Here is a 19,696-nt window from a genome sequence, read left to right on the forward strand (position 1 = left end):
TACATGTGACCTTTAAAAAAAATATATACATATGAAAAATAACATATATAACAAAGCAGGCAGGTTGCTCCTTTTTGGAGCGTTGGTAGCAGGATTTGTAGGTTGTTCAAGTTTCCTGGAAGAAAAAGACCCTTCCAATTTGACACCTGAAAGTTTCTATACTATTCCTGACCATGCCGAAGCAGCACTCGCTTCAGTGTATGCCGATACACGATTTATTGGGGGAGATGGGGGAATCTTTTCTTCAACTTGGCAATTACTAGAAGCTCCAACGGGAACATCTACTACCGAGACAGCCCAAAATTCCGATTTGAATAACCTGTACGGGCTCATTTATGATGGAAGAACTCAGCATGTGATCAATTGGTGGAATGGATTGTATAAAGTAATAGCACAAGCAAATCTAGTACTGGATAAGGTACCAGCTATTACACCAATGGATGCGGCACAAAAGACGAAAATTCTTGGTGAAGCAAGGTTCCTAAGAGCTTGGGCATATTTCTATGCTGTGAGGCTATGGGGTGATGTTCCATTGATTACCATACCACAGACGGCTAGTTCTGAAAATTTCAGACCTGCGCCTGCTTCGCAAGACGCAGTTTATGCTTTAATCTTGGAGGATTTGAAAGCAGCTGAAGCAGCAGGATTGCCTTGGATGGACAATAGCGGTAGAGCATCCTTGGCGGCTACCAAATCAATGTTGGCGAAGGTCTATTTGACTATGGCGGGATTTCCTTTGAGTAAGGGAGCGTCTCATTATCAATTGGCTGCTGACAAGTCGAAGGAAGTGATTGACTATGCTAATAGTAATCCGCTTTCAATCAACTTGTTTCCAACCTACAAGGCAATTCATAACGAGAACAATGACAATAGACTAGAGCATATCTTTATGCTACAGTATAATGTGATTGTGGCTGGAAATCCAATGAACAATATGTTTCCGAACTTTAAGCCTGTGACCTTTGCGGGTCCATCAGGAACTGGAAGTACTGTTCCAACGGAAGATTTCTACAATTCCTATGAGCCTGGAGATAAGCGAGCAGTTAATCAGGAAGGATTCTTTTACACTACTTACTACACAAATGGTAGCGGTGCGGAATTTGACCTGGGTGCACCTTATATTTTCAAGCATTTTAACCAGCAAGCACTAGGCACTAAAGACCAACCAGGCACTAGGGCAAACAACCTGAATGTTCCTTTAATCAGATTTGCAGAGGTATTGCTGATCTATGCTGAGGCACAGAACGAAGTTGGTGGGCCAAACGCTTTAGCTGTTGAAAGTTTGAAAAGAATACGTGACAGAGCTGGGTTAACCACTCCAAGCATGGGCGGATTTACCTCAGATACGTTTAGAGATGCAGTTTTGAGAGAGAGGTGGCATGAGCTCTGCTATGAGCAGCTTACCTGGTTTGATATGCTTCGCTTACGCAAAGTCTACAATGAAGCCAACAATGGATTTGATAATTTTGAAGGACATACTAATCCAAGCTCTAATCAGACCTTACAAGCCAAGCATTACTTAATGCCTTACCCGCTTCCAGAAATGCAGAATAATCCGAATCTAATGCCTCAGAATCCAGGGTATTAAGCATGTGTTTTAGAATTTGATCAATGAAAAAGGACTCCAATTTTGGAGTCCTTTTTTAGGGTCAAGAAAGATTACTTGTCTGTTTTAAGCAGCAAGCTGTTCATCCGTCAAAACGATGGAGAAAGTGGTGCCTGGGTTCGATTGGATAGATAGATTCCCATTAATCTGTCTGGTGAGTGTTCTTACTAGCCTTAGGCCCAAAGAGGAAGTTATCACTATATCCAGATCCTTGTCCATTCCTATACCAGAATCGTTGATTACCAATTTGAAATGTACCGAGTTGATGCGGATGAGATTTACTTCAGTTTCCCAGTCAGAGTAACTTTATAGTCATAAGTGAGAATATTCCGGATTTATTAGACTACAACTTTTTCACAAAAAAAATCCCCGAACTTTTTATAATTCGGGGATTGGTAATAAAAAAACATGTGGAGTTAATGAATTGGATCTCCTCTTTAATAGCTAGTAACCAGGGTTTTGGACAAGCTGCTTATTTCGATCAATCTCACTTTGTGGTACTGGATACCAGTAGTTTTTGTCCTCCCAGTCAGCTCTAGTATATACCACTGACCTTTGGTGAAATTCTGGTGATGATATTTCATTTCCTTGGTCAATATCCATTCCGTGAAATGCCCCTCCTTGATGATATTCCGGTTGGTCAGCTACTTTCCATCTGCGAACATCCCAATACCTGTGACCTTCAAACATTAATTCAACCTGTCTTTCAATATGAATGACCTCCCGCATAGTATCCTGTCCCATATCTCCTTCATAATCAGGAAGACCAGACCGATTTCTGAGCTCATTTAGATAAAAGAAAATATCCTGGTGACCTGGAGAATATTCGTTCAATGCTTCAATGTAATTCAAGTATATCTCTCCTAGTCTAATGTTCATAGCAGGCCTACTGAAGCTTCTTCCATCTCTATAATCATTATTAGGGTGGATATTTTTTCTGGCGGTGTAGCCTGTAGAAGGATAATCCCTAGTTGCACCCTGCTTTCCTGAGTTACCTGTATAGAAAAACTCCACTACATTACTCCATCCAGGATTTGGAACTACAGGACAATAAGATCCATTAAAGGTAATATTGACATAAAATCTAGGCTCACGGTCTACATACATCTTGAATGTACCTGGAGAATAGTAGGTGTTTCCCTCTTCCACAAACCCCTCCTCAGAATATCCACTATTAGTGTCATTTATGGTTAATCCATTTGACATCCTAAAAGCATCAACCATCTCTTGAGGAACTGCAATACCACTCCAAGCATTACCATTTGAATTACGTGGTGAAGCGTGTCTCTCCCAGTTTCCGTACATATTTGAGTTAGCTCGAAGCCAGATTCCTTCAGTTCTCCAGCCTTCAAACATGAGATTTCTGTAGGATAAAAATCCTGCACGGAATGGATCATCATCTTCTACTTTAAACAGAGAATAGTAGCCTAAGTCTATTACTTCTTTGGCAGCGTCTGCTGCGCGCTTCCATTTATTTTCATCATAGGTTTGGTTAATTAGTACTGTACCATCTGGATTAACCAATCCTGATAAATCGCTATTTCCATTGACTAATGGACTGGCATGAAATAAGAGTATTTGTGACTTAATTGCTTTAATGATAGGCTTACTGATTCTGCCAGTTTGCGCTTGATCTAGTTCCTGTGGATTGTTAGGATTTAGATGCTTTTCTGGCACATCTGCCATGGCAAGGTTCATCTCTGAGAGCACAAATTCTATTCCGTCATCCCAAGTACTTCTAGGTATTTGAAAGTCAGCATCTGGCGGTAAAGAATTTTCACCCATCAGAACAACTGGACCATACTGTCTCATTAGCAACCAGTAATAATATGCCCGAAGGAATCTTGCTTCACCTTTGTACTGTTGAATTAACCTATCCCCATTTGGTTCTGCAGGTATCTCTTGATTCATGTCTACATTTTCTAAAAATATTGCAGCGTATCGAATCGCCTGATAATAGCTAGACCAAACATTGTGATTTGTATTATCTGGCGTCATTGCGCCGGAGTTCATCAGTGGAAAAACCCATGCGTAATCCGCTTCATCACTTTGTCCTGCCCATTGTTGATTATAGGGCTGATCCCACATGTCTGGTAAGGGATTATATATTCTTGCCAGCCATTGCTCGGTCATGCCTTTATTGGTGAATACATCTTCCAGAGCAGTTATGTTATCTGGTACAGTATCCAGAAAATCTTGAGAACAAGAGAGGGTCAAACCGATGCATAGAACAGTGAGATATTTTCCTATTTTATTAATAATGCTATTCATGATTTTGTTTGAGTTTTATTGAAAACTAGCTCTTAGACCGATATTGTATGTAGTCGTGTTCGGGTAACTTGTACCTCTTCCATCTCCTAGTTCAGGATCCCATATTTTCCAAGGACTAAAGGTTAGGAGGTTTGTTCCGTTCAAATACACACGTAGGTTTTTCATCCCAAACTTCTTCAGTTTAGTCATATCGAAATTATAAGCTATTTCAGCATTTTTTAGGCGTAGATAGTCAGCTCGGTACAGCCACCAGGTACTTCCGTAATAATTTGTGGTAATGTCCTCTCTAGTGGACATTCTAGGATAGAAAACATCCTGAGATGGATTTTCAGGTGTCCATCTATCCAATGCCATGTCATATAAGTTGCCTCGTGTAGGGCCATCAAAGAATGGATTTGTTGCTTCACCTCCAGAGTACATCATATCAACTAATCCGGCACCTTGGAAAAATAAAACTATTTCGAACTTTTTAATACCTGCTCCTAGATTTAATCCATACATGATTTGAGGAATAGATCCATACCCGATGGCTCGTTGGTCATAGGTATTTATTATTCCATCTTCATTAAGATCTTGGTATTTGATATCCCCTGGACGCACATCACCCGCTTGCACTGGAGAGTCAGCAATTTCTTCTTCACTCTCAAATAGACCTGTTGCTATATAACCAAAACGTTGATCTATTCTTCGGCCTATGCGGTTTAACCATGGGTATTGCCATTCTGGCAACCCGTCGTATACATTTTTATTTTTGTTGTAAGTGAATGTTCCTCTGAAGGTTAAGAAGTTGACTAGTGAATTGCCGCCGAAATGTTTGTTGTAGTTCAATGTTAAGTCAAGCCCTCTATTTTCTGTAATACCAATATTTCCGTATGGAGTATTAGCCCCATAGCCAGAAGCAGCAGGGATATCATTTAACTTCATAAGGATCCCACTTCTGCGTTCCTGAAAAAACTCGACAATAAAAGAAAGATCATCATTGAAGAAATTCACTTCTAATCCTAGATTGTGTCTTTTTCCAGTTTCCCAAGTTACATTGGAACCGACCTGCCCTTCCTGCATACCTCCATATCCTCTAGTATTGCCAGGAACTCCAAAGGTATAGCCATTACCGCCATCAATTCTTGTTTGAAAGAGGAATCGATCACTAGTATTACTGTTCCCCGTTAATCCAAAAGTATATCGCAATTTCAGAAGAGAGATCACGTCCTTCATAGGTTCAAAAAAAGATTCATTCGATATTACCCAGCCTGTACCAAATGAAGGGAAAAAGCCATATCGACTGTCTGGAGAGAAGTTTTCAGAACCAGAATAACCAAAATTTGCTTCAACAAAATACTTGGACTTATATCCATAGGTACCCCTTCCTGAAAAACCTCTAAGCCTAAAAGGAATTGAAGAAACCAAGTCACCGGCATCAGCATTGATATAATCTGATTGGTAATAGAGCAGCATTCCGGATACATCATGATTCTCACCGAAAGTTCTGTTATAGTTAAGTGCAGATTCTGTATAGAATTTCCTGTTTCCTCCTCTTGATTGAGCAAAGCCCAATACGTCTGACCCTTGATCAACGAGTTCAGTAATAAGATTTCCTTCTTCATCCCGACCAGTAGCGTAATAGGTTTGCACATTTCTCGTTCTATTCAAATTGTTCCAGTTATAGGCATCGAAAGAGAACATCGTGGTGAATTTCAATCCTTGCGTGATCGAATTCAAATCCTGCTTCAATCGGATATTTGACCTTATGGTATTTCTATATTCAGTTGCATAGCCAGATTGAGTAAGCCTTTCATAAGGGTTATTGTAACCTCCGGGTACCCTTGGGAATTGTCCGTTTGAATATTGCGGAGGTGCAATGTGAGGAGGACTCTGCGTAGCCATATTAAATAAAGTTCCAGTTCCAACTCCGGGATAATTTGAATTTATAATGAACCCGTTGATACCAAGTTCTATATTCGTAGACTTAGTTAGATTCACATCTACATTGGTCAAAAATGTAAATCGGTCGAGAGAAAGACGGTTATTATAGCTTTCTACACCACCTGTTTTAAACATTCCTGTTTCTGAATAGTAACCAGCCGATATGTAATATTTCGCGTATTCCGAACCGCCTCGAATGTTGAGGTCAGCACTTCGGTTTTGAGCATACTTATTGAATATTTCATCATACCAATTTACGTTAGGGTAGAGGTCAGGGTCTTCTCCAGATTCTACCATTCGTATTTGCTCTTCTGAGTATTGAGGTGTTCTACCTCTCATCACCAGGCCTTCATTGTATAGCTTCATGAAATCCGGCCCATCTACAAAACTAGGCAACTGCGTAAATGAAGTGACCGCTTGTCTTACTTCAACATTAATTATTGGTTTTCCAACTAGTCCTGATTTGGTATTGATAATAATTACACCATTTGCTCCTCTCGCACCATAAACTGCTGTAGCGGAGGCATCCTTTAGGATAGTAAAGCTTTCTACATCTTCTGGGTTGATGTTGTCAATTGGTCGATCTGGCACGCCATCTACTATCAATAGAGGTCCGCGAGGTGAAGAACCAAAAGTGGCAATCCCTCTTATAAAAATCTGAGCTCCATCGTAGCCTGGCTCACCACTTCTCTGTACTGAAACTAATCCCGCTAGACGGCCGCCGAGAGCATTGGTAAGATCTCTAACGGGCAGCTTCAGCTCTGAAGGTTTAATGGTAGATTGGGAGCCTACAAGGCTTATTTTCTTCTGCTCTCCAAACCCTACTACTACAACCTCATCAAGTGATGCTTGGTCTTCCAATAGTATTATTTCGTAGGTCTCACTAGGGCCGATAGTTACAGTCTGACTTTCAAAACCAATGTATGATACCACAATTTTAGGTTCTGCAGTGATCAAGTTAATACTGAATTCCCCGTCATTACCGGTCACCATACCATTGGTGGTTCCGACTTCCATAATGTTTGCTCCCGGCAAAGTGAACCCATCAACGGATTTTACAACTCCTGAAATTTTCCTTTCTTTTGATTCTACACGCATTGGAGAGAGATCTTTTCGGATTTGTTTTACGTGAATTACACCATTGATTTCTTTGAACTCGAGTTCAAATTCTTTAGAAAGGGTATCTAAAATACTTTTAAGGGATTGCTTTCCCTTTTTTATTTTAACATAATCCACGCCCTTTAATTTGTCCTTATCGTAAGCAAAATTGAAGTCGGTTTTACGTTCAATCTCCAAGAATATTTCAAAAATAGAGCCTTCTGATGTTTCTATATTTACGACGACATCAGACTGAATATTAACCAAAGTATTACTAGACGAACTAGCTTGTACTATAGAAATAAGTAAAAATAGGATCAGAAATGTCAGGCTAGACCTCCATAGTCTTCCTGCAATAGGTATTTTTTTTACCATAATTTTTCGGGTTATTATTAGTTGAGGTTTATTTTTTTTAAAACATTTTCTCTAGGGTTTCCACTTAATTATTTATTGAGACACATAGACTAAATCTGATTTAATCTGAAATTTTAAATCAGATGCATAGCCTAAGCCTTGTAATACATCATCGAGTTTTTGATCGCGATAGGTGGCGCTGTAAAGACCTTGTAAATCAAGATTTTCATCATAAATAAATTCCACACCGTACCAATTCGATATTCTCTCAAAGACTACTTTGTAAGACTCGTCTTTAAACTTCAGGATGTTCTTTCGCCAGCCTAAAATCTGATCTTCATCAAAGCCCCCTTTGCTTAATTGCTTGTTTTCATAGTTTATATAAGCGGCTTCGTGTGGTAGTAGGCTTATTTCTTCTTCATCCTTCATAGTCACATTTACTTTGCCTGTGACTAATGCAACGTGTCCATTTCCCCTGCTACTATCGGTATTCATATCGAATGAAGTACCTAACACTTTCACATCAAACTCTTCAGAAAAAATCTCGAACGGTTCTCCATTTTGCTTTTTCACTTCAAAAAATGCCCTTCCTCTCAGGTTAACTTTACGTCCCTGTTCAAAATCTGTCAAATATTCTAGGGTTGAATACGAATCAAGGATGACTGATGAACCATCTGGAAGCATCACATTTCTTCTTTCTCCTCTATCAGTAGATACAGTTATACAGTTTGCGCCTTCTTGATTTCCCGTCTTCAGGTAAGTCCAACTTAGCCCACCCAAAACAAGAAAAAGGATTACTGATGCTGCTGCAACCCACTTATATTTCTGCCAGTTGAAAGAAGACTTTTTATTTCCGTATTGAGCGATATTCCTTAGCTGTCTTTCATTTGCCTGCACTAACTTTTTACGGATACTATTCAGTCTTAAATCATCAATTTTTTCATCCCCTGAATATTGAAATGAATTAACAATGGCTTTTGCCTTGTGGAAAAATTCAGCTTTGTCAGGATTTTCCCTCACCCAACTATGCCACATTTCAGTGTCCTGCTCCTTTTGGTGATTTACCCACAATACGAAATCCTCATTTTTCAAAAAATCATACTCACTTTTAGGGTTGAATTTCATATGTACAGATTAGAAGTAGATATACTTGCTTTTACCCATAGAGAGAGAAAGTCTATAAGTGACATCAACAAAAATCCAACTTCAGGTATTTATTTTTTAAACAAGGCTTATTTTGGATACCACAAGCCATTTGGATTGAAATCCATTCCATGTAAATCTTATCGAGGAGATTTACCTGATCTACTTAATCATTTGCAGGTGGTACCTGGAAAAATGGTAAATGTTCCGAGATGCTTTGCTAGGACATTTGATTTCCTATCTCAACTTTTTTAATAATCAGTAGTTTGAAATATTTTTTTTGGTAGAGAATATAAAAAGTACGGCAGAATTTAGTTTCTTGAGTGCTGAGTTCACCAAATAATAAATTAATCTAGAGGCCATTTTCGGATTTTTAATTATGTTTTTAGCTTTTGTATGTATGTTATACTTTGTGTAAAGTGGTTTTTTAAAAAATTTAAACAAAGAGTTTTCATCTAGCAGTAAACGCCATGAATGAGAGAGATTTTAAGCCATTAGGCCATTTCGATCAGAGTTTAGAAAGTGATACCGGAGAGAGCGAAGGTATTAGTGATAATGAATTGTGGATTGGTATTATCTCAAATGAAAATAAAAGCATGGAGATGTTGTATAATCGCTATGCCTCAATTCTTTGTAAATATGGATTCCAGATTACCCAAGATGAATCGATAGTTTATGATTCTTTGCAGGATACTTTCCTTTATCTGATTCAGAAATCAGGAAATCTCAGCTCTACGGTAAATGTTAAGGCATATTTATTTGCGAGTTATAGGAGGAAAGTACTTTCATTTCTAAAAGATAGTAGGAGTGAAAAAGACAAACATGAGGAGATATTGATGCATGAGGAGTTTTTTGACAATGGAGATTCCATTCTTTTACATGTCAATGAGGATTATAGGCCAGAGATAAAAAAATTGATACTTGCCTCTGCCAGTCAATTGTCAGCTAGGCAACAAGAAATTATTTTCCTGCATTTTTATGAAGGCCTGTCGTACAAGGATATTGCAGATACTATGCAATTTAAAAACGTGCGTTCAGCCAGGAACCTTTTGTACAAGGCTATAGATATCCTATCGGTAAGTTTAAGAAAGTATAAAAGTGATATTTGGCCTATAATATTGTCTTCAGCATTGACTAGCCTAGCCTGATAGCAGCCTTATATTAAAACTTTTCACTAATCTAAATCTTCAAAATATCGCTTCAACGTGTACTCTGGCTGCCAGCGATCTGGTTTTCTAGTAAGCCTGCTTGGATCATAATCCAATGGTTTGATCACTTTAGTAGTCAAAGCTGCAGTGTCGCCAGAGCTTTTTTGCCATTCTTTTAGTGAATTCATCAATTCATCTTTGGTGGAGGAGAATTCCTTGTTTTCCGCTAGATTATTCAATTCCAAGGGATCATTTTTCAAGTTGAAAAGCTGAGTATAATCTCGCTCAGGATATCTAATGAGCTTCCATTCAGGAGTTCTGACTGCCCGAACGGTATATCGGTAAGCGGTAAACAAACTGCCTCTTACTTCAGTGTCTTTCCCGAAAAGAATAGGAGCCAAGCTCTTTCCATCTACCTGATTTGGCTTAGGTAATCCAGCTAATTCTGAAAGGGTAGGGTAAAGGTCGTAGAGATAAACCATAGCATCGAAGGTCTCATTCTTAGGAACTCCTGGACCTTTGATGATCATCGGCACCTTGGTGCTATGTTCATAGAGACTTTGCTTACCTAGCAATCCATGACTTCCCGCTGCCAAACCATTATCAGCAGTATAAACGATGATGGTATTATCGTATAGATTATTGTCCTTAAGAGTCTGAATGATTTTTCCAATTTGGCTATCCAAATGAGTTACCAAAGCATAATAGTCAGATAAAATCATCTGTATGACTTCAGGCTTTCTTGGCCAACCCGTAAGCAACTCATCACGAACCATCAAGTCATCAAACTGAAAAGGATGATTTGGTTTGTAATTACCAGGTAGCGGCAAAGACCCATCTGGGTAATGATTGATGTAGCCAGCTTCTGGGGAATAAGGATCGTGCGGCGCGGTGAAAGCTACATAAGCAAAGAATGGCTTATCCGAACCTGACTTCACATGAGAGTTGATGAAATCAATAGCGCCTTGGGCAAAGACTTCTGTAGAATAACCTTTGCCAGTTGGCTCACCTAGCTTTCCATTTTCATCGTAATCCCGCATCGCTACGCTATAGTGGTCTGCCATTCCTCCTAGATAGACATTCTTGCCCTGTTGAAAACTAGCTTCGAAAACTTCTTTTTCATTGTGCCATTTGCCAGTGCCAAAGGTAGAATAGCCCGCTTCAGCAAAATCCATTGGCATGGTTCGTTCGCCTTTCAGTTTATCATAAACATGGAATAGGCTCCTGCCACTGAGCAACATTGCACGACTTGCCGCGCAAACTGCACCATGATTTCCACCCATTACATAGGCATTTTCGAAGCGACTGCCTTCACTTGCCAACTGATCAATATTTGGGGTTTGTATATAAGGATTCCCGGCAGCTCCTATTGCATCTGCACGTTGATCATCGGCAAAGAGAAAAAGTACGTTAGGTTTTGAGGATTTTTGCTGCGCAAAGCTTGGTTGAAATGCGGCAAGGAAAAGCAGGAGGATTCCAAATCCAAATGAGCTGATTTTAGACTTCATTATTGGGGTTTATTGAATGTACCCGTATTGGGCTACTGTTTTTTCTAGTTCTGTTTTTCCTTTTTCGGTTAGATAAGGCCGGATTACTGCCCAAATACTTTTAACCATAGATCCTTTTTCCGTGTATTTTTCAGTAGCCAATACTTCTCGTTGAGATAGCCAGAAAGTGATGATTATGCGGAGGATGTGCTGAATGTTTTCATAGACCTCAGTTTCAATATTGCACATGAACTCATCGTCTATAAACTCCTGAAAAAGAACATTCATCTGTTGCTTTCTATATTCCGATGTCTTCTTTAAAAGATCTGAAATTCTAGGATAAGCTCTTGATATTTCCAACACATCCAAGTTCATAAATCTATACCGGTATTGAAACTCCTCCAATTGTATTAGCAATAGATGGACATGTTCAACCGAAGAAGAATTTTCTTTTCGGGAGATAAAATAATCTGACATCTCAGATCTCATTTTATCATAAATAGCCAAGATAATGTCTTCTTTGGTTTTGTAGTGGTAGTCAAGATTACCATGGCTAATACCTATTTCGTTGGCAATATGTCGGCTGGTAATACTTTGTACCCCAACTTCATTGTATTTCTCGATGGCTGATAATAGAATTTTATCCTTTGTTTTAATCTTTTTAGTGTTTCCCTTCATGAATATTAATAGTTTGAAAAGTAAATACGTTGAACGGTAGGTAGAATGATTAATGCGGTGATTTATAACCCTTCATTTTTACGTTTGATATCCTACCTGCGTTTACCTTTTAATACATTTTCATTATGCTAATTCAAATCAAGACTCTTCGCCTACAAAAATTTAATTTTGGATAACTCTAAGGCTTGAGGTACTTGAGCATCTATTTTTTGTATGGTTATGAGTGGTTAATTTAAAGATAAACAATCCAAAAAGTCTGATGAATTAAAAAAAATTAGTGTGTTTGCACTAAAAAAACTGGCTGATTGGAAGTAGTATTAAGTGCTTAAAGCAATCGGGATTATCATATTAAGAGAGCTTTGTTTGCTTACTTTAAACCCTGCAGGGATAGTGTGGACTTACCCAGTTTTTTTCATTTCGGCTCCCTATAAGTTATACCCAAATCATTTTTCCTAACCTCTGCTAGTTTTGCTGCAAGTCGATTTTGCATCTCCAGGATTACGGCTTTGTAGGCCGGATTCAAAGCCAGATTGGTGAACTGCTCTGGATCTTTTTTCATATCGTATAGCTCCATGCCTGACGATGCATCTTCATCGTACTGAATGAAAGCGTACTCATCGGTGCGAATTAGAAATGACTTTCCTCCTTGAGTTACCGAGAATGCAAAATCACGAAGCTCCTGAGTTGGATCATCCAAAATAGGCACCAAACTTTTACCCTGAATAGCGTTGGGATAGGCTAAACCAGCTAACTCAGCAAGGGTGGGATAGAGGTCGAGCAACTCTGTAAATGAGGTAGTGACCGCAGGCTTTTTGCCAGGCACCTTGATCATCATTGGTACCAGTACGGATTCTTCATGCAGACTGACTTTCATCCAAAACTCATGCTCATCCAAATGAAATCCATGATCTGAGGTGAAAATAACAATCGTATTATCTTCCAAGCCTTCGTCTTTTAGCGTTTTTAAAACCTTCGCTACCTGAGCATCCATATAGGAAACCGAGGCATAATAGGCTGCAATTGCTTTCTGCTTTTGCACAGCATTCATATCAGCATTTACACTTGTGACGTAATTGATTCCTCGTTCAGGAATATCATCCCAGTCATTTTCCACTTGCTTTGGAAGCTTAATGCCTTCATATGGAAAAGGCTGAAAATAATTTGCAGGAGCTACAAAAGGCACATGCGGACGCACAAATCCAACGGCCAAAAAGAAAGGTTTGTCCTTATGTTGACGAATTAATTCAGAAGCTTTTTCGGCAGTTTTTCCATCGGAGTGAGCCAAATCTCCGCCAGATGCTTTGACGATAGTCATCACATTTCCGCCTTTTCGCTCTATGCTTCCATCCGGATTATTTTGTACCAATTCAGCTTCTCCCTCTGCTTTCCATTCTGGGCCTTGGGAATTATATTTCTCAGTCCAAGAGGCTGGATCATCGGTGCCATCGGAGCCATTTTCTATATCGATGGGAACTCCCATATGATAGATTTTACTCACCCGTGCAGTGAAGTAGCCATTCTGTTTAAAAAGCTCTGCCATCGAAGGTCTGTCAGGCCCGACGTTCTCTCGCCCACTTACATAGCCATACGTTTGTGTTGCATTTGGATAATACCCAAACATAAAAGAGGCTCGGGAAGGCCCACAAACTGGATACTGAGTATAGGCGCGGGTGAAAACTGTACTCTCCTTTGCTAATTGATCAATTGCTGGGGTGTGAGCATTTTCATTGCCATAAGCACCTAGAGCCGTCGTGGTCAAATCATCAGATATGATGAAAAGTACATTTGGCTTTTTTTGCTGTGAAAAGGCATTTACTGAAAACAGAAATGTGACTAAGATTACTATTCTTTTCATCGGTATTCGGGGAGAATTATCAAATCTACTCATCCAAAAGGAATCTCTACTATTGAAGAAAACTATAAATAGTAGGCCGTTTGTCCTAATGTTTATTATCATTAATTAATTTAGAATTAAATTGAAGTCATTAGATGCCACTTGTGTTCAAGTATATTTTTGAATCAATGTTCTTTAGACCATTTTCTTTTAATTTCCATTTTCAATAAACTACCAACATATGTCTTGGACCAAAATCAATCTCCTGTTCATAGTAGCTGCTATGGCAGTTGGCTGCAGTGCTAAAGAAGAAGAAAAGCCAGATGCAAGGCCCAATATTATCTTTATTATGGCAGATGATCATGCCTATCAGGCGATTTCTGCATACGGTTCTGGTCTAAATGAAACGCCGAATATTGATAGAATCGCCAAAGAAGGCGCCATATTCACCAGAGCTACAGTGACCAACTCTATCTGCGCTCCAAGCCGTGCTGTGCTACTAACTGGTAAGCACAGTTTCATGAATGGAAAGGTCGATAACATCCAGGCATTTGATTGGGATCAGGATAATTTCCCGAAACTGATGCAGGCAAATGGATACACGACAGCTTTGATTGGTAAAATTCACCTAGACGGGCAGCCTCAGGGTTTTGACTATTCTATGGTGCTACCTGGGCAGGGAAATTACTACAATCCAGACTTTTTAATCAATGGCGAAAAGAAGAGAATCGAAGGCTATGTTACGGATATTACCACCGACTTGGCTCTGGACTGGTTGGAAAATGGAAGAGATAAGGAAAAGCCTTTTGTGTTGCTTTATCACCAAAAGGCACCACATAGAAACTGGAAACCAGCACCTGAATATTTGACGCTTTATGATGACAAGGAATTTACGCCACCGGCAAATTTCTTTGACCATGAAACAAACTACCAAGGAAGAGGAACTGCTGCTAAGGAGCAGGAAATGGAGATCGATGAGATCATGCGCTGGGGTAGAGACTTGATGATGGAAGTGAATCCTTACGGAGATAGCACTGGATTGGCTGGAGAGTTAAGGCGATTCAATCCTGAGCAATTGAAAGCTTGGAGAGAAGCATTTGATCCAAAGAATGCTGCTTTCCTGAAAGCTTACGGACAATTGGATGAGAAGACCTTGACATTGGAAAAGAAGCGGGAAATCGCTACCTGGAAATACAATCGATACATCAAAAATTACCTTCGTACGATAAAGTCTGTGGATGATGGAGTAGGGGAGGTTTTGGATTATTTGGAGGCAAATGGTCTGGCTGAAAATACCATTGTAGTTTATACTTCTGATCAAGGGTTTTACTTGGGAGAGCATGGTTGGTTTGATAAGAGATTTATGTACGAGGAGTCCTTCCGTACGCCACTTTTAGTGAAATTCCCGAAAGAGATCAAGCCGGGTACTACCATCAAAAACTTGGTTCAGAATCTTGATTTTGCTCCTACATTCCTGGACTATGCAGGAATCAAAGCTCCAGCAGAAATGCAAGGGGAGTCTTTCAGAAAGCTGGTCAGCGGAGAAAGTGACAAATGGAGAGATGCCGTTTACTACACCTATTACGAATATCCTGCGGAACACAGCGTAAAGCGGCATAATGGGGTTGCGACCGATCGATATAAGCTGATTCACTTCTATTATGATATTGACGAATGGGAGCTTTACGATCTGGAAACAGATCCGCATGAAATGAATAATGTGTACGATGATCCTGCCTATGCTGAAGTGAGGGAAATGATGCATAAGAAGTTTGTCGAGGTTCGCGAAAAGTATGGTGATAGTGACGCCAACGACAAGCGCTTCCTGGACGAGTACATGGAGGTTTATAATAAGAGAAATGGTAATTAGGTAGTTGCAAGACTAAACTTCAATCATCTTTTCAAGTTGCTATGGAGGAAAGGAATCAAAGTCTGAGGCCATCTGTTACTTTAAAAAAAATTGAAACAAAATGAGCAATACTAAAAAAGCATACATCGCAGGCGGTTGTTTTTGGGGGATGGAAGATCTCTTCAGAACACGTCCTGGAATAGTAGATACAGAAGTTGGATATCAAGGAGGGCAAAACGAAAACCCTACTTACAGAAACCATCCAGGTCATGCCGAAGGCATAGAACTTACCTATGACCCAAGCCAAACATCTTTCAAAGAGATTCTGGATTTTTTCTTCAGAATGCACAATCCAACTACGGTAGATCAACAAGGAAATGACATGGGGTCGAGCTATAGATCTGCGATTTTCTATCAAAATGAGGAGGAAAAAGCCGAGGCTGAAGAAATGATTGCTTTGGTCAACGAATCTGGAAAATGGCAGGATAAGGTGGTGACTACTTTAGAGCCTTTTGCTCCTTTTTGGGTGGCTGAGGATTACCATCAGGATTATTTGGTGAAAAACCCGAATGGGTATACTTGTCATTTCTTGAGGTTTGAAGAGAGTTTTATTGAGGGGTGAGGAGGCTTAATGTCAGGTGACCGATGACCGATGACCGAAGACGGGAGACGGGAGACGGAAGTAGCCTAAAATCTAGAGTTTAGCATATCTTATGATGCTTTTGTCTCTTTGCCTTTCTGCCAGCATGAAAATAAAAGCCAGTAAAAAGAGGATAGAGCTATCGTTGAAGCTACTTCGGACATCCGTCATCCGACATCCAGCAAACCAAAGAAACTACGGCAACTGGCCTCATTGCTAACAAACATTTATACCCAAAAAACCACCCCAAAAATGAAGCACATTTTAAAATCCATTTTATTAGGCTCCTTGGCAATTCATGCTTTTGCATGTAAAACCGAGGAGGCTGAAAAACCTGCGGACAGGCCAAACATCATCTTTATCATGTCGGATGATCATGCCTATCAAGCAATTTCGGCCTACGATAACACGCTGATCGAAACTCCAAATATCGATCGCATAGCAAAGATGGGTATGCTTTTCACCAATGCCTCTGTGACTAATTCCATTTGTGCACCTTCGAGAGCGACAATTTTGACAGGGAAGCATTCTCATATCAACGGCAAGGTGGACAACCACTTTCCTTTTGATACCACCAATGTGACTTTCCCCCAGATTCTTCATGACGCGGGATATCAGACAGCCATGTTTGGTAAGCTTCACTTCGGAAACAACCCAAAAGGATTTGATCAATTCAAAATATTACCGGGTCAGGGAGCCTATTACAATCCTGATTTTATCACCAAAAAAGAAGGCAATATCAAGGTGGAAGGCTATGTGACGGATATCATCACTGACATGACCTTGGATTGGTTGCAAAATGAGCGTAAGGCAGACCAGCCGTTTATGTTGATGTACTTGCATAAAGCTCCTCACCGAGAGTGGCTTCCAGCTGAGCGCCATGTGGAGGAATTTACCAACAGAACTTTCAAAGAGCCAGCTACGCTTTTTGACGATTACTCAGGTAGAGGAAGAGCTGCGCATGAGGCGGAAATGAATTTACTGACTGATATGCACTGGGGAGGAGATTCTAAAGTGTATCCCGAGGTGATGGATGAGTTAGGTATTTCTGAAAATTCCAGTTGGGATAAGGCGGCACTAATGGGAGAATTGAACAGAATGAATGAATCTCAGCGCGCGAACTGGGATAAGGCCTACATGAAAGTCAATGAGGATTTCAAGAAAGCATATCCTTCCATGACTGAAGAGGATAAAATGAAGTGGAGATATCAGCGCTACATGCAGGATTATCTTGGAACGATTAGGGCTGTGGATGAGAATGTAGGTCGGGTGTTGGATTATTTGGAAGCAAATAACCTGATGGAAAATACGATCATCGTCTACACTTCTGATCAGGGATTTTACCTGGGAGAGCATGGTTGGTTTGACAAGCGCTTTGTGTACAATGAGTCATTCAAGACTCCACTTTTGATGGCTTGGCCAAGCAAAGTGAAGGCCGGAAGCAAATCTGACGAGATGGTTCAGAACCTTGATTTTGCACAGACTTTCCTAGCTGCAGCTGGAATAGAAGCTCCTTCGGATATGCAAGGTGAGAGCTTACTTCCTTTGCTTACCGGAGAAACGGATAAGTGGACCCGTGATGCGGTTTATTACCACTACTACGAATATCCGTCGGTCCATATGGTGAAGCGACACTATGCGATCATCACACAGGATTACAAATTGGTACATTACTATTTTGACAATGATGAGTGGGAATTGATCGACAGAAAGAAAGATCCAAATGAGATGACAAACGTCTATGATGATCCTGCTTATGCTGAAATCAGAGCAGATCTGCACAAGCAGCTGGATGGATTGCGGGAAAAATATGGTGATAGTTCAGAGCTTAGTCAGGAATACATTGATAAGTATTTAGATTATCTCCAAGAAAATAATTCCTATGCCGGTGGAAAAAACACGGAGTTGATCGATAAGATTTTTGATAATAGAGAGAAGAAATAACTGAATGAAGTCTATATGAAGCCCTGATGAGAATTGGGGCTTTTTTTTAACCGCAAAGGTCGCGGAAGTTAACGCAGAGAACGCAGTTTAAGTCAGGCTGAGCGAAGTCGTTGTCAGGCTGAGCGAAGTCGTTGTCAGGCTGAGCGAAGTCGAAGCCCCATTTTTCAACCTAGGAATTCTCTTCATTAGTTTTGGAAATCAGTAAATTCTCCTTGAAATTTTTATGAGAAGTCTCATTCTTGCATTCCGCTAATTCTTTCAATTTATCCCACTCGCCATTAATCATTGCGAGTTTTTTCTTCCTACTCCATCCTTTGATTTGTTTTTCAAAAGAGATAGCCTCTTTGATTTCTTGAAATTCCTGCACAAACACTAACTCCAAAGGCCTTCTTTTTGCAGTATAGCAAAAAGGATCTAAGCCTTCAGAATGTTCAGTCAATCTCCTTTCCAAATTATTTGTAACTCCTGTATAGAAAGAATTATCGGAGCATTTCAGTATGTAAACGAGATAGATTTTCATACATATTCAATAAAAGGAGTCTTACAATTATAAGGTGTTAATTACCAGCACATAATGTAGATGTCAAAGGTGAGTTTAACTAAAATTAGTGTGACTTTTGAAAAAAATATTTATTGTCCTCGACTTCGCTCGGACTGACACAAATTTCCGCTCGGACTGACACAAATTTCCGCTCGGACTGACAAGAGTTTTCCTTCGGACTGATAAAGTATGAGGATAATCACTTTAAAAGCTAAAAGCAAAAGAGGAAATGTTAAAGCCAAGAATTGAGGCTACTTCAGTCATCCGTCCTGCTGAGCAAAGAAATTTAGGCTACTGGCATCATTCCAGATAATCGTATTAATTTGAGTATAAATAACCCGACCCATGAATAACCTAGCCCATCACTATCCAATTTCTCCTGAGGCAAAAGCTTTTTACCAAGAGAATAACTTCATCAAACTCAAGCAGGTGCTCAGTCCAGCCGAAGTCGCGCATTTCAATGAAGTGATTTCTGCAGAAGTTCAGCGGAAAAACACACAGGAAAAACCGATCGAGGAGCGGGATACCTACAGCAAGGCATTTTTGCAGATTTTCAATTTGTGGACTGAAAGTGAAGAAGTCAAAAAACTGGTGCTGAGCAAGCGCTTGGCACAGATTGCATCGGATTTGATGGGCTGTGAAAGAGTGAGGATTTACCATGATCAGGCGCTTTTTAAAGAAGCGGGTGGAGGAATTACTCCTTGGCATGCGGATCAATATTACTGGCCGATAGATACTGATAATACAATTACCGCTTGGATTCCTCTTCAGGCAACTCCGCTGGAGATGGGGCCACTGGAGTTTTCGGCCGGAAGTCAGCAGATTGTATTCGGAAGGGACTTAGAGATAGGGGATGATTCTGAGGTGCAAATCAAGCAGAATCTTCGTATCAACAACTTTGATCATGTGATCGAAGCATTCGACTTGGGAGAGGTGAGCTTCCACTCAGGATGGGTTTTCCATAGAGCAGGAGCTAATCAAACGGATCAGATGCGAAAAGTAATGACGGTGATTTATATGGATGCAACCGCCAAACTGAAAAATCCCGAGAATGATAATCAGATCAACGATTGGAATACCTGGTGCCCTGGAGCGAAGATCGGCGAGGTAATCGATACGGAGCTGAATCCTGTGGCGGGGGATTTTGTATAAAGTTGAGTAGATCTATTCTCCCTGTTTT

14 protein-coding genes are annotated in these 19,696 nt (G+C 40.1%); 6 read left to right on the forward strand and 8 right to left on the reverse strand.

Translation table 11 applies throughout. The annotated features are described in order from the left end of the window. The first annotated feature begins 31 nt into the window (after nucleotides 1-31). Entirely contained in the window at nucleotides 32-1,588 is a 1,557-nt protein-coding gene (locus tag ACPUEN_RS00230; RefSeq protein WP_425637836.1) for a RagB/SusD family nutrient uptake outer membrane protein, read from the forward strand. A gap of 84 nt (nucleotides 1,589-1,672) precedes the next feature. On the opposite strand, the gene ACPUEN_RS00235 is transcribed toward ACPUEN_RS00230, so the two are convergent. The 4 genes from ACPUEN_RS00235 to ACPUEN_RS00250 all read right to left on the reverse strand — a co-directional run bounded on the left by ACPUEN_RS00235 (nucleotide 1,673) and on the right by ACPUEN_RS00250 (nucleotide 8,377). Next, complete coding sequence (locus ACPUEN_RS00235) at nucleotides 1,673-1,879, reverse strand: ATP-binding protein (protein ID WP_425640220.1); 207 nt, start codon at nucleotides 1,877-1,879, stop codon at nucleotides 1,673-1,675. Nucleotides 1,880-2,050: 171 nt separating this feature from the next. After that, the gene (locus tag ACPUEN_RS00240; RefSeq protein WP_425637837.1) at nucleotides 2,051-3,877 is read right to left on the reverse strand and encodes a RagB/SusD family nutrient uptake outer membrane protein; all 1,827 of its coding nucleotides are present in this window, start codon (nucleotides 3,875-3,877) and stop codon (nucleotides 2,051-2,053) included. 15 nt (nucleotides 3,878-3,892) lie between these two features. Beyond that, a complete protein-coding gene (locus ACPUEN_RS00245; protein ID WP_425637838.1) occupies nucleotides 3,893-7,273 on the reverse strand; it encodes a SusC/RagA family TonB-linked outer membrane protein in 3,381 nt (1,126 codons plus the stop codon). A 72-nt stretch (nucleotides 7,274-7,345) separates the two neighbouring features. Next, nucleotides 7,346-8,377 (reverse strand): FecR family protein, encoded by a 1,032-nt coding sequence (locus tag ACPUEN_RS00250; RefSeq protein WP_425637839.1) that lies wholly within the window; start codon nucleotides 8,375-8,377, stop codon nucleotides 7,346-7,348. Nucleotides 8,378-8,865: 488 nt separating this feature from the next. Between ACPUEN_RS00250 and ACPUEN_RS00255 the strand changes: the two genes are divergently transcribed. Continuing rightward, a complete protein-coding gene (locus ACPUEN_RS00255; RefSeq protein ID WP_425637840.1) occupies nucleotides 8,866-9,543 on the forward strand; it encodes an RNA polymerase sigma factor in 678 nt (225 codons plus the stop codon). 26 nt (nucleotides 9,544-9,569) lie between these two features. Here ACPUEN_RS00255 and ACPUEN_RS00260 read toward each other — a convergent pair whose 3' ends face one another. The 3 genes from ACPUEN_RS00260 to ACPUEN_RS00270 form a co-directional block, all read right to left on the reverse strand. Then, the gene (locus ACPUEN_RS00260; RefSeq protein ID WP_425637841.1) at nucleotides 9,570-11,051 is read right to left on the reverse strand and encodes a sulfatase-like hydrolase/transferase; all 1,482 of its coding nucleotides are present in this window, start codon (nucleotides 11,049-11,051) and stop codon (nucleotides 9,570-9,572) included. A 9-nt stretch (nucleotides 11,052-11,060) separates the two neighbouring features. After that, a complete protein-coding gene (locus ACPUEN_RS00265; protein ID WP_425637842.1) occupies nucleotides 11,061-11,708 on the reverse strand; it encodes a TetR/AcrR family transcriptional regulator in 648 nt (215 codons plus the stop codon). 412 nt (nucleotides 11,709-12,120) lie between these two features. Then, a complete protein-coding gene (locus ACPUEN_RS00270; RefSeq protein WP_425637843.1) occupies nucleotides 12,121-13,563 on the reverse strand; it encodes a sulfatase in 1,443 nt (480 codons plus the stop codon). 220 nt (nucleotides 13,564-13,783) lie between these two features. Between ACPUEN_RS00270 and ACPUEN_RS00275 the strand changes: the two genes are divergently transcribed. The 3 genes from ACPUEN_RS00275 (at nucleotide 13,784) to ACPUEN_RS00285 (ending at nucleotide 17,975) form a co-directional block, all read left to right on the forward strand. Continuing rightward, complete coding sequence (locus ACPUEN_RS00275; protein ID WP_425637844.1) at nucleotides 13,784-15,412, forward strand: sulfatase family protein; 1,629 nt, start codon at nucleotides 13,784-13,786, stop codon at nucleotides 15,410-15,412. 100 nt (nucleotides 15,413-15,512) lie between these two features. Continuing rightward, entirely contained in the window at nucleotides 15,513-16,013 is a 501-nt protein-coding gene (gene msrA, locus ACPUEN_RS00280) for a peptide-methionine (S)-S-oxide reductase MsrA (protein WP_425637845.1), read from the forward strand. Nucleotides 16,014-16,283: 270 nt separating this feature from the next. Beyond that, nucleotides 16,284-17,975, forward strand: a complete 1,692-nt coding sequence (locus ACPUEN_RS00285) for a sulfatase family protein (RefSeq protein WP_425637846.1) — start codon at nucleotides 16,284-16,286, stop codon at nucleotides 17,973-17,975. 169 nt (nucleotides 17,976-18,144) lie between these two features. Here ACPUEN_RS00285 and ACPUEN_RS00290 read toward each other — a convergent pair whose 3' ends face one another. Further along, nucleotides 18,145-18,495 carry a GIY-YIG nuclease family protein gene (locus ACPUEN_RS00290; protein ID WP_425637847.1) on the reverse strand — a complete coding sequence of 117 codons (351 nt, stop codon included), beginning with the start codon at nucleotides 18,493-18,495 and terminating at the stop codon, nucleotides 18,145-18,147. 366 nt (nucleotides 18,496-18,861) lie between these two features. Between ACPUEN_RS00290 and ACPUEN_RS00295 the strand changes: the two genes are divergently transcribed. Beyond that, the gene (locus ACPUEN_RS00295) at nucleotides 18,862-19,668 is read left to right on the forward strand and encodes a phytanoyl-CoA dioxygenase family protein (protein ID WP_425637848.1); all 807 of its coding nucleotides are present in this window, start codon (nucleotides 18,862-18,864) and stop codon (nucleotides 19,666-19,668) included. Nucleotides 19,669-19,696 lie beyond the last annotated feature (28 nt).

It is taken from the genome of Algoriphagus yeomjeoni, assembly GCF_049821175.1.
Lineage (GTDB): Bacteria > Bacteroidota > Bacteroidia > Cytophagales > Cyclobacteriaceae > Algoriphagus > Algoriphagus yeomjeoni_A.